The 15,191-nt window shown below is 70.5% G+C and carries 13 protein-coding genes and 1 tRNA gene; 2 read left to right on the top strand and 12 right to left on the bottom strand.

Annotated elements, in window-relative coordinates:
- Positions 1 to 4 precede the first annotated feature (4 nt).
- The 11 genes from OG413_RS14680 to galU form a co-directional block, all read right to left on the bottom strand.
- Positions 5 to 790 carry an SAM-dependent methyltransferase gene (locus OG413_RS14680; protein ID WP_266805789.1) on the bottom strand — a complete coding sequence of 262 codons (786 nt, stop codon included), beginning with the start codon at positions 788 to 790 and terminating at the stop codon, positions 5 to 7.
- 201 nt (positions 791 to 991) lie between these two features.
- The gene (locus OG413_RS14675) at positions 992 to 1,810 is read right to left on the bottom strand and encodes a PP2C family serine/threonine-protein phosphatase (protein WP_266805787.1); all 819 of its coding nucleotides are present in this window, start codon (positions 1,808 to 1,810) and stop codon (positions 992 to 994) included.
- A 58-nt stretch (positions 1,811 to 1,868) separates the two neighbouring features.
- On the bottom strand, positions 1,869 to 2,330 hold the full coding sequence (locus OG413_RS14670; protein ID WP_266805786.1) for a GNAT family N-acetyltransferase: 462 nt from the start codon (positions 2,328 to 2,330) through the stop codon (positions 1,869 to 1,871).
- Between the two features lie 37 nt (positions 2,331 to 2,367).
- Positions 2,368 to 3,582 carry a serine hydrolase gene (locus OG413_RS14665; RefSeq protein WP_266805785.1) on the bottom strand — a complete coding sequence of 405 codons (1,215 nt, stop codon included), beginning with the start codon at positions 3,580 to 3,582 and terminating at the stop codon, positions 2,368 to 2,370.
- Positions 3,583 to 3,857: 275 nt separating this feature from the next.
- Positions 3,858 to 3,931 (bottom strand) — tRNA-Ala (locus OG413_RS14660).
- An 86-nt stretch (positions 3,932 to 4,017) separates the two neighbouring features.
- On the bottom strand, positions 4,018 to 5,271 hold the full coding sequence (gene glpR, locus OG413_RS14655; RefSeq protein ID WP_266805783.1) for a gephyrin-like molybdotransferase receptor GlpR: 1,254 nt from the start codon (positions 5,269 to 5,271) through the stop codon (positions 4,018 to 4,020).
- Between the two features lie 157 nt (positions 5,272 to 5,428).
- Positions 5,429 to 6,049 carry a GNAT family N-acetyltransferase gene (locus OG413_RS14650; RefSeq protein WP_266805781.1) on the bottom strand — a complete coding sequence of 207 codons (621 nt, stop codon included), beginning with the start codon at positions 6,047 to 6,049 and terminating at the stop codon, positions 5,429 to 5,431.
- A 17-nt stretch (positions 6,050 to 6,066) separates the two neighbouring features.
- Entirely contained in the window at positions 6,067 to 6,564 is a 498-nt protein-coding gene (locus OG413_RS14645) for a molybdenum cofactor biosynthesis protein B (protein ID WP_266810149.1), read from the bottom strand.
- 128 nt (positions 6,565 to 6,692) lie between these two features.
- Entirely contained in the window at positions 6,693 to 7,193 is a 501-nt protein-coding gene (moaC, locus tag OG413_RS14640) for a cyclic pyranopterin monophosphate synthase MoaC (protein ID WP_266805779.1), read from the bottom strand.
- A 124-nt stretch (positions 7,194 to 7,317) separates the two neighbouring features.
- Entirely contained in the window at positions 7,318 to 8,628 is a 1,311-nt protein-coding gene (gene glp / locus OG413_RS14635; RefSeq protein ID WP_266805777.1) for a gephyrin-like molybdotransferase Glp, read from the bottom strand.
- Positions 8,629 to 8,632: 4 nt separating this feature from the next.
- Entirely contained in the window at positions 8,633 to 9,535 is a 903-nt protein-coding gene (galU, locus tag OG413_RS14630) for a UTP--glucose-1-phosphate uridylyltransferase GalU (protein WP_266805776.1), read from the bottom strand.
- 94 nt (positions 9,536 to 9,629) lie between these two features.
- Here galU and OG413_RS14625 point away from each other — a divergent pair, with 94 nt between their 5' ends.
- A complete protein-coding gene (locus tag OG413_RS14625) occupies positions 9,630 to 10,223 on the top strand; it encodes a 5-formyltetrahydrofolate cyclo-ligase (RefSeq protein WP_266805774.1) in 594 nt (197 codons plus the stop codon).
- 215 nt (positions 10,224 to 10,438) lie between these two features.
- On the opposite strand, the gene OG413_RS14620 is transcribed toward OG413_RS14625, so the two are convergent.
- On the bottom strand, positions 10,439 to 13,180 hold the full coding sequence (locus OG413_RS14620; RefSeq protein WP_266805772.1) for a penicillin acylase family protein: 2,742 nt from the start codon (positions 13,178 to 13,180) through the stop codon (positions 10,439 to 10,441).
- 276 nt (positions 13,181 to 13,456) lie between these two features.
- Here OG413_RS14620 and OG413_RS14615 point away from each other — a divergent pair, with 276 nt between their 5' ends.
- Positions 13,457 to 15,070 carry a potassium/proton antiporter gene (locus OG413_RS14615; protein WP_266805770.1) on the top strand — a complete coding sequence of 538 codons (1,614 nt, stop codon included), beginning with the start codon at positions 13,457 to 13,459 and terminating at the stop codon, positions 15,068 to 15,070.
- The last annotated feature ends 121 nt before the right edge of the window (positions 15,071 to 15,191 follow it).

Below are 15,191 nucleotides of genomic sequence, written 5' to 3'. Positions count from 1 at the left end.
CGGTTCAGCGCACGCGCGCGACACCCACGTAGAACCCGCTGCGCTCCTTCTCCGGCGCGGGCTCCTCCTGATACCACTCGGCGGCGGGCACCAGTCCCGGCGCGACGAGATCCAGTCCCTCGAAGAACGGCTCGACCTCGGCGCGGGTACGCATCCGCAGGGCGATGGCCCCCTTGCGGTACGCCCTCTCCGTCTCCTGACGCAGTTCCGGGTGCTGGTCGGCGGTGCCGTGCGAGAACACCAGGAAGCTGCCCGGGGGCAGGGCGCCGACGAGCGTACGGGTGATGCGGTACGGGTCCTCCTCGTCCGGGAGGAAATGCATGAGCGCGATCAGCGACAGGGCGACGGGCCGGTCGAAGTCCAGCAGCTCACGGGCGCGTTCGAGGATCGCCCCGGGCTGGCGGACGTCCGCGTGGATGTAGTCGGTGGCACCTTCGGGGCTGCTGATCAGCAGGGCCTCGGCGTGGCGCAGGACGATGGGGTCGTTGTCGGCGTAGACGATCCGCGCCGAGGGCGTGATGGCCTGGACGATCTGGTGCAGGTTCGGCGAGGTGGGGATGCCGGTGCCGATGTCGAGGAACTGGTCGACGCCCTGGTGCGCCAGCCAGCCGGCGGCCCGGTGCATGAAGGCCCTATTCCGCGCCGCGTTGGCCCGTGCCTCGGCGGGCAGCCTCTCGCCCACTTCCTGGTCCACGGGATAGTTGTCCTTGCCGCCCAGGAGCCAGTCGTAGACGCGCGCCGGGTGCGGCTTGCCGGTGTCGATCCGGGGGTGGGGCAGGTCGGCGGTCACAGGACGCTCCTCCGTGCGGGGATCGCGGGCGGGATGGGCTCGCCCTGCTGTGAGGTGCCCCACGACCACGGGCACCGGGAACACGGGTGAGCCGCACCAGCGTAGGCGAGGGCGTGCGGAGCCCGTCCGGGCCCTCGCCCCCGAAGGACTCAAGGACTCAAGGACCCAACGGCCCAACGGCCCAAGAACTCGCGGAGCGGCTCAGACACCGTCGGCCGGGACGGGGATGAGCAGCGCGGTGATGTTGTCGTGCCCACCGGCATCGAGAGCGTGCCCGACCAACGCGCGTGCGCCGTCGAGGAGTCCGCTGCCGACCAAGGGCCCGGTACGCCGACGGGAGAGCACCGCCCGCAGCCCTTCGGGGTCGGGCAGACAGCGGGTCAGGCCGTCCGTGCAGAGCAGCAGGCGGCCCGGCTCCCGCGGCCGGTAGCCACGGACGCGGGCCACGGGTTCGTCGGCGTCCGCCCCCAGCCAGGCGGCGAGAGCGTCGTGCTCGCCGGTGTCGTCCTCGGTCAGCCGCTTGCCCGGCCCCCGGTCCGGCAGCCAGTAGGCACGACTGTCGCCGATCCACGCGCTCCAGATGCCCTCGGGGCCGACGATGCCCGCGACGTACGTACACGCCGGTGCGGCATCCACCGACGCCGCGAGGGCCGCGACCGCGCGCCCGGCGCGGGCGGCGGCCTCACCGAGCGCGACTTCCGGCACCACGCCCGCGGCCAGCCCCTCCACGATCGCGCGCGCGCCGACCTCGGCGGCGACCTGAGCGGCCCGCTCGGACCGGGGAGACATGGACACTCCGTCACAGACGACACCGACCGTCCAGCCGCCCTCCCTGGTCAGTGCCATGGCGTCGGCGTTGATCTCGCGCCGCCTGCCCCGGTCGCTGACCCCTGCCGCGCCGTCGTCCGCCGTGAGCTCCATATGCGAGCGGAAGGCGGGCTGCGCCGCCCCGCAATGCCAGCAGCGCCCGTCAGGGGCGACCGTTCCACCACACACGACACAGTCCGGGATCCGGGTCATCGCCCGGATCATGCCAGAGCCGGACAGCGCCCGGGGCACCGGACCGCTCGCACCCCGGTCAGGAGGCGCCGTCGAGCACGAGCACGATGTGCTCGTGCTCACCGTCGCGTACCGTCTCGACGCGCCGGAAGCCGCATTTCTCCAACAGCCGGACCGAGCCGGTGTTCCCGGCGACGGGGTCCGCGAAGAGCGGGCGGTTCGTCTCCCGTTCCAGGAACCGGGTCAGCGCTTCGGTTCCGATGCCTCGGCCCCAGTAACGGGCTCCGAACCAGTACCCGATGAAGCGACGGTGCCCGTCCCACCAGGCCACGACGTTCCCGGCCGGTTCGCCGTCCACGGTGACGGTCTGTACGAGAACGGTGGGATCCCCGAGCACCTTCGTGACCCAGTGGGTCATGAACGCCTCCCGCTCGCGGGGAGCGAACGCCGATCGGCGCACGGCCTCGGCATCGTGTTCGTACGCGAGGAACGCTTCCAGGTCGGCTTCCTCGACATCCCTGAGCCGCACGTCATCTGTCATACGCGCGAGTCTGGCACCCGGCACTGACAGTCCGGGATCAGCGGGATCCGCAGAAGGCGGCTTCGAGGAACGCGCCGACCGCCTTGCTCTGTGCCGTCTGCTCCTCGGCGTCACCGCGCGGGGTGTAGGACAGGGCGACCTGCCGGTCGGCCGTGCCCCAGAGGTGGGTGCCGTAGCCGAGGACCGCGCCGGAGTGCCCGGTCACCGTGGTGCAGGACAGGGGTGTGCGGGCCAGGCCCATGCCGTACTCCAGCCGGTCGGAGTCCGGATCGGTCCGGAGCATCGTGGTCATCTCGCGCTGCTGCTCGGGCCGCAGCAGCTTCCCGCGCAGCAGAGCCTTCTCGAAGCGGACCAGATCGTCGGTGGTGGAGATCATCTCGCCGCCGGAGCCCGCCCACGAGGCGTTGTGACGGGTGACGTCGACATCGGTCTTGACGACGTCCGGGGTGCCGATGCCGTCGACGGTGGTCCAGTACCCGTGGGCGTGCCGGCCGGGGATCTCGGCGGAGCTGCCGGGCAGGCTGGTCTTCGTCATCCCGAGCGGGCGCAGGATCCGCCGCTGGATCTCCTGCGCGTAGGAGTGTCCGGTGACCTCTTCGATGATCAGGCCGAGAATGCTGAAGTTGGTGTTGGAGTACGCCCATTTCGTACCCGGTTCGAAGTGGGGCGGGTGCGCGACGGATTTGGTCACCAGCTCGCGCGCGGTGAACGTACGGTTCAGCCCGCCCTGCGCGATCCAGTTCCGGAAGCCGTCCGGGTCGTCGGGGGCGGGAAAGATCTCGGTGGACTCGTTGATGACGTCGAACAGGCCGGTGCGATGGTTGAGCAGCTGACGGACCGTGATGTCCTGCCCGCCGGGGACCAGTCCCGGCAAGTGGCTCTCCACGGAGTCCTCCAGGCCGAGCCGGTGCTCGCCTACCAGTTGGAGTGTGGTGGCGGCGACGAACATCTTGGTGACGCTGCCTATCCGGAACCGGCCGTCACCCCGCACGGGCGCCTCCCTCACCAGATCGGACACCCCCGTGGTCCCCCGCCACACCCCGCTGCCGTCACGCACCTCGGCGATGGCGGACACCGCGTTGGCGCCGGTCAGCGCCTCCAGGGCGAGTTGCCGGGCATCCGCACCGGGCCGCGAGGCCGAAACAGCGGAAGCGGAAACGGAAGCGTCGGAAGTGGAAGCTGCGGAAGCGGTCGGCGCGGCCAACGCCAGGCAGAGTGCTGCGACAACGGCACAGGACGAACGACGTGACACGGATCTTCCCCTCGGTCTGACAGACACGTACTTGCCGGAGCCACCTTTTCAACACCCGTGCCGCAGGGCATCGGCCCGGATGAGGACTTACGCATCGGACAACCGCAGTACCCGGCCCACGGAGCAAGCCACTTGAGAGGTACGCCGCCGGACCCCCGGTCCGGACCCGGTCTCAGAACCCGGGGCCCCGGGAATGACAAAATCCCGCCCGATCTGAACGATCGGACGGGATTTCGTGACCGTTCCTGAGCTAACTCAGGAACAGCCGTGCAATGTGGACCTGTGGGGATTTGAACCCCAGACCCCCTCGATGCGAACGAGGTGCGCTACCAGACTGCGCCACAGGCCCTTGCAACGAGTGAAACTTTAGCACCCCCACCGGGGTGCTTGGAAATCCGTTCCCCGCTGGTCAGCCGAGTCGGGATCCGAGGCGTCTCACTCGTTGGCGGCACGGGGCCGGTCCTCGTCGTCGTACTGGTCGAAGAGGGGGGTCCTGCCCCGGTCGCGGGTGCGGCGGGACTGGTTCGTGCGCTGGCGGGGTGCCGGGTCCACCGGGGGGACGGTGGGGTGCGAGGTGCCCGTCTGGGTGGGTTCGGCCGTGCTGGAGCGGGCCGCGCTCCACGTCTCCGGGTCTCCGACCTCCACGCCGCCCGTGGCGCGTGGGGCCACCGGGGCGGTGACGTAGGTGGGGAGCGGGACCGGGACGGGCTCCCAGCTGTCGCCCTGGACCCGTCCGCGTTCGCGCTGCTGGTCCACCCACTCCGCGTGGTCCGTCTGCTCGACGAGGGCGCGGCGCCCGGCCTCCTGCGGGGAGACCGTGGGTGCGGGTTCCGGCTGGGGGTGGTGCGCTTCGGGCTCCTCGTCGGGCTCTGCGGGGGCCGGCGCCGAGGGCTGATGCCTGCGCGGGCGGTTCTCGCGCAGCCGCTGCGCCGCGACCTCGGCCCGGCGTCGGTCCATGGTGAAGGCGAACCGGCGTCGCTCCTGGGAGCGCAGATGCACGATGTACGTGCTGAGCAGCACGGCGGGCACGGCGGGCGCCCACAGGAAGCGGAGGCCGCCGACCGCCGCGACGACCGCGCCGAGGGTGAAGGCCAGGAACAGGACGACGGTGGTACGTCTGCGGCGGGCCAGGACCTGCGAGCGCTGGGCCCGCCGCGCCCGCTCGGCGTCGGCACTGCTGGTGCGCGCGCGCTGCTGGGGCGGGCGCCCCGACTCGGGACGGTCCTTCGCCTGACGCTCGGAGACGTGCCGCTCGGGCGCCTGGTGGTCGGATACGTGGCCGGATGCGTGGTGGTCGGGCGCGTGGCGTTCGTGCGCCTGCCGCTCGGACGCCTGCCGGTCCGTCGCCGGACGGCCGGGCGAGCGATCGGGAGCGTGCGCCGGATCGTACATCCGGGCTTCGGTATGCGCCGGAGGCGCGGCGAAGGCCCGGACGTCCACGGATTCCATTCGGTCCGTTTCCGCGTCCGGGTCGACGTCGGGCCCCGCCTCCTCGGCGGTGCGCTCCCGCAGCTCCTTGGCGTACCGGCGCTCCATGGCCGCCCGTCCGGACAGCAGCCGGATGGCGGTACTGAAGCGTTCCGTCGGACGGGCTTCGTTGAGCTCGTCCTGCCTGCGGAGCCACATCGGCACCAAGTAGGCGGCCCAGGCCCCGACGATGACTGCGTAGATCAGGCCGCTGCTGCTCACGCTCACACCGTAGAGGGGTTTGCGCGGAGGTATCCGCCAATTGGATCGGTGTGTCGCACGATCCGGCTGATGTCACGGACTTTTTTTGTGATTGTTTAGATCAACGAGTGGTGTTTGTGAAGTCGTTAACGGTCACACCTCGATCAAATTCGAACACTTATTTCATTTCATCGGATCCATGAGGTGTTCTCGGCCACGCCCGACGCCAGCGCCGGAGCAACCCTTCAGGCACTTCCTCGGCCGTCAGGGCGAAGATCAGGTGGTCCCGCCACGCCCCGTCGATGTGGAGATAGCGCGGCCGCAGCCCTTCCGCGCGGAATCCGAGTTTCTCCACGACCCTTCGGCTGGGCCTGTTCTCTGGACGAATGCACACCTCGATACGGTGCAGACCGACCGTGCGGAAGCAGTGGTCGACGGCGAGTGCGACGGCCGTGGGCATCACACCGCGGCCCGCCACGCTCTGGTCGACCCAGTAGCCGACGTGGCCGGAACACATCGAGCCCCAGGTGATCCCCGCCACCGTCAGCTGGCCGACGAGCCGGCCCTCGTACTCGATGGCGAAGGGCAGCATCCGGCCCGCGTTCGCCTCGGAGCGCAGATGCCGGACCATCTGCCGATAGGTGGGGCGCTGCGCCATCGGACCACCGGGGGCGGGCGGCGGGACGGTCGCCTCCCAGGGGCGCAGCCAATCGCGGTTTCGCCGGTTGACCTCGCGCCACATCCGCTGGTCGCGCAGCTTGATCGGGCGGAGGACGATCTCGCCGTCGGTCAGGATCACCGGCCAGGTCGAAGCGTTCAGCTCGGGCTCCCCGGTCGGGGGTGATCGCCGCCGCGCAGCTGGTCGACGGCGTGCACCAGCAGGCGGCTCAGCACCGCGAGTCCGTCGCGCACCCCGCCGGTGGAACCCGGCAGGTTGACGATCAGGGTGCCGCCCGCGACGCCCGCGACGCCGCGGGAGAGCGCCGCGGTGGGTACCTTGTCGCGGCCCTCGGCCCGGATCGCCTCGGGAATGCCCGGGATCTCGTGGTCGAGGACGCGGCGGGTGGCCTCGGGGGTCCGGTCGGTGGGCGAGATGCCCGTACCGCCGGTCGTGATGATCACGTCGTACCCGGCCGCGGCCCCGGCCCGCAGGGCCTCCTCGACCGGGTCGCCGTCGGGGACCACTTGTGGACCGTCGACGGCGAAGCCCAGGCCGGTGAGCGCCTCCGCGATGAGCGGGCCGCCCTTGTCCGCGTAGACACCGGCCGCCGCGCGGTTGGACGCGGTCACGACGAGCGCGGCGTACGGGGTCACCGGGGCGCCGCCGGGCGGGGGCTCCGTGGCGCCGGGCGAAGGGGCCGCTGCGGGCGAAGGGGCCGCTCCGGGCGGAGGTGTCGGTTCGGGCGGAGGTGTGGCGCCGGGCGGAGGTGTGGCGGACGCCGTCATGCGCCCGCTCCCTCCGGCGCGGAGCGCCGGTAGCCGCCGGACTTGCCGCCCGACTTCGCCTCGACCCGCACGTCGGTGATCACCGCGCTCTTGTCCACCGCCTTGACCATGTCGATCACGGTGAGCGCGGCGACCGAGACTGCGGTCAGTGCCTCCATCTCCACACCCGTACGGTCCGTGGTCTTCACGGTGGCCAGGATCTCCACCGCGTCGTCGGCGACGTTCAGATCGACCTTCACGCCGGAGACGGCGAGCGGGTGGCAGAGGGGGATCAGGTCCGGGGTGCGCTTGGCTCCCATGATCCCGGCGATCCTGGCCGTCGCGAGGGCGTCGCCCTTGGGGACTCCCTCGCCGCGGAGCAGTTCGATGACGCGCGGCGAGACGAGGACCCGGCCGCTGGCCCGGGCGACGCGCGTGGTGACGTCCTTGTCCGACACATCGACCATGCGGGCCGCGCCCGCCTCGTCGATGTGCGTCAGCCTGTTCTGCGTACTCAACTAACTCCGCCTAGCGGTAGGGCGCCGGTGGCCCGCCAGGTCCGCACCGGGGTGCGGGCCGGGGGTCCGGGGGGTGTCCCCCGGAAGGCACAGCGGCAGACACCGTACCGCCACCGGGCGGCGATCAGCGGAGCAGGATCACCTCGGTATCCGTGCCGGGCTCGGCGGAGGTGACGTCCTCGGGCAGCACGATCAGCGCGTCGGCCTGGGCGAGGGCGGCGATCAGATGCGATCCGGAACCGCCGACGGGGGTGACGGTGCCCTCCTCGGCGTCGTACGTACCGCGCAGGAACTGACGGCGGCCGGCCGGTGAGGAGAGCGCCTTGTCGGCCTTCAGCGTGGCCCGTGCCGTGGGGCGGTGGACATCCTTCAGGCCCATCAGCGCGCGGATCGCGGGCCGTACGAACAGTTCGAAGGAGACATAGCTGGAGACCGGGTTGCCCGGCAGGGCCAGCAGCGGAGTGTGGTCCGGGCCGATCGAGCCGAAGCCCTGCGGCTTGCCCGGCTGCATGGCGAGCGTCCGGAAGTCGATGCCGCTGCCCGGCTCGTCCTCGTCGCCGACGGAGGACAGGGCCTCCTTGACCACGTCGTAGGCGCCGACGCTGACGCCCCCCGTGGTGACCACGATGTCGGCCCGGATCAGCTGGTCCTCGATCGTGGCCCGCAGCGTCTCCGCGTCGTCGGCCACCGCCCCGACCCGGTAGGCGATGGCCCCGGCGTCCCGGGCGGCGGCCGTCAGCGCGAAGCTGTTGGAGTCGTAGATCTGGCCGCCGGTCAACGTCTCGCCCGGCTGCACCAGTTCGCTGCCGGTGGACAGGACGACGACCCGCGGGCGGGGCCGTACGACCACGGTCGCGCAGCCGATCGCGGCGAGCAGCCCGATCTGCGCCGGGCCGACGATCGAACCGGCGCGCAGGGCCAGATCCCCCGGCCGGACGTCGCTGCCCCGGGCCCGGACGTGGGCACGGGCCTCGACCGGCCGGTGGACGTGGACCTCGCCGCTCGCGCCCTCGGGCGCGTCGCTGTGGGCGCGCATGCTGGCGGCCGGGCCTTCGCCCGTGCCGCCGTCGGTCCACTCGACGGGGATGACGGCCTCGGCGCCCGCGGGCAACGGTGCGCCGGTCATGATGCGGGCGGCCTGCCCCGGCCCCACGACCTGATCGCCGGTCAGTCCGGCGCTGCCCGCCGCGACATCGCCGATGACCGTGAGGACCGCCGGGAACTCCTCGCTGGCGCCCTCGACATCGGCCACCCGGACCGCGTAACCGTCCATCGAGCTGTTGTCGAAGGGCGGCAGCGCGACCTCCACGACGACGTCCTTGACGAGGACGCAGCCCTGCGCGTCGGGCAGCTGCAACTCGATGGGTTCGAGGGGCCTCACCGCGCCGAGAATGTCGTCCAGGTGCTCGTCCACCGACCAGATCGTGCTGCTCAAGGTGCTACATCTCCTCGGTGACGTATCTGCGGAGCCAGGTCCGGAAGTCCGGGCCCAGATCTTCACGTTCGCACGCGAGTCTGACAATGGCACGCAGATAGTCGCCGCGGTCACCGGTGTCATACCTGCGGCCCTTGAAGACGACGCCGTGCACGGGCCCGCCGATCTTCTCGTCGGCGGCGAGCAGCTGGAGCGCGTCGGTGAGCTGGATCTCGCCGCCGCGGCCCGGCTCGGTGTGGCGCAGTATGTCGAAGATCGCGGGGTCCAGGACATACCGGCCGATGATCGCCAGATTGCTGGGCGCGTCGGCCGGGTCCGGCTTCTCCACCAGGTCGGTGATGCGCACGACGTCGCCGTCGGCGGTGGCGACCGCGGCGGCGCAGCCGTACTGATGGATCTGCGCCGGGTCGACCTCCATCAGCGCGATGACGCTGCCGCCCTCACGCTCCTGGATCTCCACCATCCGGGCCAGCAGCGGATCGCGCGGGTCGATCAGGTCGTCGCCGAGCAGCACCGCGAACGGCTGGTCCCCGACGTGCGGCGCCGCACACAGCACGGCGTGTCCCAGGCCGCGCGGGTCGCCCTGACGCACGTAGTGCATGGTGGCCAGGTCGCTGGACTCCTGGACCTTGGACAGCCGTTCGGCGTCTCCCTTGCGGGTGAGCGCGGACTCCAGCTCGTAGTTGCGGTCGAAATGGTCTTCGAGCGGACGCTTGTTGCGCCCGGTGATCATCAGCACGTCGGAGAGGCCCGCGGCCACGGCCTCCTCGACGACATACTGGATCGCGGGCTTGTCGACAACAGGCAGCATCTCCTTGGGAGTGGCCTTGGTCGCCGGAAGGAAACGGGTGCCAAGACCTGCTGCCGGAATGACGGCTTTGCTGATCCTGGGGGACGGCTGATTCATGCGCAGAACGATAACTGGTGCGCATGGGCGGAAGATGATCCTTCGGTTAACTTTGGCCTTAAATATGCCCATACGAGAATCAGGCGAGTCACCGTTGAACACTGACAAGTCCGGAAAGGCGTCCCTGCGGGGCGACCGACTCGCCGCGCGACGGCTCCTGACCATGGAAGACGTCGCCCGCACCGCCGCGGTTCTCTCCTCCGCCGCACTGCGCCTCCCCGAGCTGACCGAGGCCCGTACGGTCGCCGCGTATGTCTCCGTAGGACGCGAACCGGGCACCCGTGCGCTGTTGGACGCGCTGCGCACGCGGGGCGTACGGGTGCTGCTTCCGGTGCTCCTGGCGGACAACGATCTGGACTGGGCGCCGTACGAAGGTGCCGAGCGTCTCGTACCGGCCGGGCGTGGGCTGCTGGAGCCGGACGGGGCCCGTCTCGGGCCCGCCGCCGTCCTCGACGCCGACGCGGTCCTGCTGCCCGGTCTCGCGGTGGACGCGGACGGGATGCGGCTGGGCCGCGGCGGCGGGAGCTACGACCGGGTGCTGGCCAGGCTGTCGGCGGCCGGGGCACACCCGGCGCTGGTCGTCCTGCTGTACGACGACGAGGTGGTCGCGCAGGTCCCGCGGGAACCGCACGACCACCCCGTGGACGCCGTGGTGACCCCGGCCGGAACGCGCCGCTTCACCGTCTGAGCGGGCCGCCGGGCCGGTCGGGCCGTTTCACGGGCCGACCGGGCAGACCGGCCAGGTTCGCGGGCCGACCGGGCCGGTTCACGGGCCGAGCGGGCAGACCGGTCAGGTTCACGGCCCGACCGGACCGGCCGGGCCGGTTCACAGGCCGACCGGGCCGGTGAGCCCGGCGGGGGACGGCTTCAGCGCGCCTCCCCCGCCCCGCTCCGCCCGCTCCCTTACGGCTTGAGCGTCAGCGTGTCGACCGTGGCCTGGCCGACCGCGTTCGTCCGGAAGGACCAGTCGAGCAGTTCGCCGTTGACCCACTTCTCGGTCTGATCGGTGTAGTGCGCGCTGAACGCGTGCCCGGAGGCGCCGGAGAGGTTGATCCAGCGGGACTTGTCCCAGTCCCCCACGTTGACGACCATCCGCATCGACGGCACCCAGATGACCTCGTAGCCGCCCGCCGCGTTCCAGCCGGTGGCGTTGACCGCGGCCTCGCCGCCGCCGAGGTTCCAGGGGCCCCGGTTGAGGGCCCGCTGGAGAAGTCCGGGGCCTTCGGTACCGAGGGTCTGGTTCTTCAGCGTCAGCTGGTGCAGCCGGCCCCAGCTCCAGGTACTGATGTCCTTGCCGAGCTTGGCGGTCAGCTCCCAGCGGGCGTCCTCCATGGCCTGGCCGAAGAGGTCGTCGCGGTTGTCGAGCGCTTCGTCGCGGCCCTTGGCGGGCACCTTCCACCAGTCGTTGTCCTGGTCGTCCACGATGTTCTCGACCACCTGGTACCAGCGGTCGCCGCCGTCCGGCTGTGCCGAGTCCGGGTCGCGCTGGCCGCATTCCCGTACGAGCTTGTGCTGCTCGTCCACCGGGCCCGTGCTGACGGCCGGGCGGACGTTGAGGCAGTCGCCCTTGGCCCGCAGCTCCTTGGGCAGCTTGTTGCCGAAGGCCAGCCTGAGGATGTTGCTCCAGACCCCGTTGAAGTACGCGGCGGCGGCCGAGTCGGGCTCCTGGGTGTAGTCCCAGCCCTCCAGCAGCTTCTGGGCCTCGCGCACGCTCTTGTCGGAGACGTTGATCTTCAGCAGCTCGGGCACCAGCAGCGCGGCGATCTCACTGGTGTTGTCCATCTGCATCTTCTGCATGTCGTCGGTCGAGATCTTCTCGCCGCCCTTGATCTTCGACGCGATGAGGTCGTTGATCCGCTGACTGCGGGTGCCGTAGCCCCAGTCCTTGGTGAGCAGGTGGGGGTACTTCTTCTCGTCGATGACCGCCTGGTTGGCGGTGACGATGTAGCCGCGCTTCGGGTTGTACTCGTAGGGGAGCTCGTCGAACGGGATCGGGTCCTTCTTCCAGCCGTACTCCGAGGTCCAGCCGGGGCTCGGCAGCGTGCCGTCGCCCTGGACACGGACCGGGATCCGGCCGGGTGCCTGGTAACCGATGTTGCCCTTGGTGTCCGCGTAGATCAGGTTCTGCGAGGGGACCTCGAAGTGCTCGGCCGCCGCCCGGAAGGTCGTGAAGTCCTTGGCGCGGTTGAGCTCGAAGACTGCGTCCATGGACTTGCCGGCTTCCAGCGCGGTCCACTTCAGGGCGACCGCGTAACCGGACGCCCGGTCGGGTGCGGAGTTGGTGACGGGGGCCTTCTGCCCGACCTTCGCCAGCTCCTTGCTGCGGTCGGAGACGAGTGGCCCGTTGTTGGTCTCCCGCACCGTGATGTGCCGGGTCCGCCCACCGGCGACCTTGATGGTCTCCTCGCGGGTGGTGAACGGCTTCACCTTGCCGTCGTACTGGTAGCCGTCGCCGGAGACCTTCTCCAGGAAGAGGTCCGTGACGTCCGCGCCGAGGTTGGTGAAGCCCCAGGCGATGTCCTGGTTGTGACCGATGATCACACCGGGCATGCCGGAGAAGGTGTAGCCCGCGGTGTCGTACTGGCAGGACTTCGAGATCTCCCGGCAGTGCAGCCCCATCTGGTACCAGAGCGAGGGCAGCATCGGCGCCAGGTGCGGGTCGTTGGCCAGCAGCGGCTTGTCGGTCGTCGTGTACTTCCCGGAGACGACCCAGGAGTTCGACCCGATGCCGCTCCCGTTCGGGCCGAGCAGCGCGGGGATCTTGTCGAGGGTGTCGGAGAGTGCGGAGAGCTGGGTGTTCAGCCCCTCCGTGGCGTCCGCCGCGGTGTCCGAGCCGATGCCGTCCGAGGGCTGGGCCGCCGGGTCGAACTTGCCGGTGACCGAGGAGACCGCGCCCTGGCCGACGATCGGCTCGTGCTTCTTCGGGTAGGCCGGGTAGAGGTCCTTGATCTGGTCCTCGTCGAGCCTGCTGGTCAACAGCGAACGGTCGATCTCGTCCTGCATGTTGCCGCGCAGGTCCCAGGCCATCGCCTTGAGCCAGGCCACCGAGTCGACCGGGGTCCACTCGGTCGGCTTGTAGTCGTTGGTCAGGCCCAGCGCCGCGTACTCGACGGAGATGTCCTTGCCGTCCTTGCCCTTCAGATACGCGTTGACGCCCTCCGCGTACGCCTGGAGGTTCTTCTTGGTGTCCTCGTCCAGGCGGGAGTCGTACTCCTTCTGCGCGACCTTCCGCCAGCCGAGCGTGCGCAGGAAGGCATCGGTCTCCACCTGTCCGGAGCCGAACATCTCGGAGAGCCGGCCGGACGTCATATGACGGCGGACGTCCATCTCCCAGAAGCGGTCCTGCGCCTGGACGAAGCCCTGGGCGCGGAAGAGATCGGCGTCGGAGTCCGCGTAGATCTGCGGGATTCCGTAACTGTCGCGTTTGACCTCGACGCTCTCGGAGAGACCGTCGAGCTTGATCGAGCCGGTCGTCTGCGGGTACGAGGCCCGCACGGTGGACACGGACCAGTACGCGCCGTACCCGACACCCGCGACAAGCGCCAGCACCAGGACGATCACGAGCAGGCGGGCACGTCGCCCCTTCTTCCTGCCGGGCTTCTTCGCGTCGGAAGGGCCGGAAGAGGCGGTTGTATTGGCGGGCATCGCTGTCCTTCGAGGGGCAGGGTGGTCCTGGGAGTGCAGGAGCAACCATAGGCGCAGCGCCGAAGCCACTCGGACGCGGTATCGGGATGCCTCCAAATGCGTTGCGCTCGTACGAACACTCGAACGCGTCAAGAAAACGTTAAAGATTAGGTAAGGTAACGAAGTACTGGCCACCGGAGGCCGATCCGGCAGGCGTACGCAGGGAAGGAACGGACCCTGACTGTCCACGCGCTCAACGAACTCCTGCTCGTCTGCTCGCTCGTCCTGCTCGTCGCCGTGGCGGCGGTACGGATCTCCTCGCGCAGCGGGCTTCCCAGCCTGCTCCTGTACCTCGGCATCGGGATCGCCATAGGGCAGGACGGCATCTTCGACGTCAAGTTCGACAACGCCGAGCTGACCCAGGTGATCGGCTACGCCGCCCTGGTCGTCATCCTGGCCGAGGGCGGACTCGGTACGAAGTGGAAGGAAGTCAAACCCGCGTTGCCGGCAGCCGCGATGCTGTCGACCGTCGGCGTGGGCATCAGCGTGGGCATCACCGCGGCGGCGGCGCACTATCTCGTCGGGCTGGACTGGCGGCAGGCGCTCATCATCGGCGCGGTCGTCTCGTCCACCGACGCCGCCGCCGTGTTCTCCGTGCTGCGCAAGGTGCCGCTGCCGTCCCGGATCACCGGCGTACTGGAGGCCGAGTCCGGGTTCAACGACGCCCCTGTGGTCATCCTGGTGGTGGCGTTCTCCGCGGTCGGCCCCGTGGAGCACTGGTACGTACTGGTCGGCGAGATAGCCCTGGAGCTGGCGATCGGCGCGGCCATCGGCCTCGCGGTGGGCTGGCTCGGTTCCCTCGGGCTGCGGCATGTGGCCCTGCCCGCGTCGGGCCTCTACCCGATCGCCGTGATGGCCATCGCGGTGTCCGCGTACGCCGCCGGCGCCATGGCGCACGGCAGTGGGTTCCTCGCCGTCTATCTGGCCGCGATGGTGCTCGGCAACTCCAAGCTGCCGCACTGGCCCGCCACCCGCGGCTTCGCCGACGGACTCGGCTGGCTGGCCCAGATCGGCATGTTCGTGCTGCTCGGGCTGCTGGTCACGCCGCACGACCTGGTCGACGACTTCTGGCCCGCGGTGGTGGTGGGTCTGGTGCTGACCGTGGTGGCCCGGCCGCTGTCGGTCTTCCTGAGCCTGGCGCCGTTCCGGCTGCCGCACCGCGAGAAGGCCCTGATGTCCTGGGCGGGGCTGCGCGGTGCCGTCCCCATCATCCTGGCGACCATTCCGATGGTGTCCGGTATCGAGGGCAGCACCAGGGTCTTCAACATCGTCTTCGTGCTCGTCATCGTCTACACACTGATCCAGGGGCCGACCCTGCCCTGGCTCGCGAAGGCCCTGAAGATCGCCGACGACCCGTCCGAGACCGCCGACCTGGGCATCGAGTCGGCGCCCTTGGAGCGGCTGCGCGGGCATCTGCTGTCGGTCGAGATCCCGGCCCGGTCGAAGATGCACGGCGTGGAGGTCGGCGAGCTCCGGCTGCCCGCCGGGGCCGCGGTCACGCTGGTCGTACGGGACGGGAAGAGCTTCGTCCCGGCACCGGCCACGGTGCTGCGGCGCGGGGACGAACTGCTGGTGGTGGCGACCGATCCGGTGCGCGACGCGACGGAGGCCCGGCTGCGGGCGGTCGGCGAGGGCGGCAAGCTGGCCGGGTGGCTGGGGACGGGCCGCGGGCCGGACGGCGCCGGTGGGCCGGGCGGTTCCGGCGGGTCGCGCGGGTCCGGCGGGTCACGCGGTTCCGGCGGGTCACGCGGGGGCAGCCGGTCCGGTGGGTCGGGCGGATCACGTGGAGGCAGCCGGTCCGGTGGGTCGGGCGGAGCGGGCGGGCCCTCCGACACGAAGGCACGACACTGATTACAAAGAGCACGACACTGGTCGCAGGAACACTGCTCTGATCGCAGGAGCGCGGCTCTGATCACAGGAGCATGGCGCTGATCACAGGCAGGCATCGTGACCTTGCGCGCAATCGCAGGTG

Source organism: Streptomyces sp. NBC_01433 (assembly GCF_026340105.1).
GTDB lineage: Bacteria > Actinomycetota > Actinomycetes > Streptomycetales > Streptomycetaceae > Streptomyces.
Note: the sequence above shows the minus strand (reverse complement) of the source record. Positions and strands in the feature narration are given on the sequence as shown.

Bases quoted from the DNA above. Each gene is read 5' to 3' on its own strand.
- OG413_RS14620 (WP_266805772.1), bottom strand. From the start codon at position 13,180: ATGCCCGCCAATACAACCGCCTCTTCCGGCCCTTCCGACGCGAAGAAG.
- galU (WP_266805776.1), bottom strand. From the start codon at position 9,535: ATGAATCAGCCGTCCCCCAGGATCAGCAAAGCCGTCATTCCGGCAGCA.
- OG413_RS14670 (WP_266805786.1), bottom strand. From the start codon at position 2,330: ATGACAGATGACGTGCGGCTCAGGGATGTCGAGGAAGCCGACCTGGAA.
- OG413_RS14675 (WP_266805787.1), bottom strand. From the start codon at position 1,810: ATGACCCGGATCCCGGACTGTGTCGTGTGTGGTGGAACGGTCGCCCCT.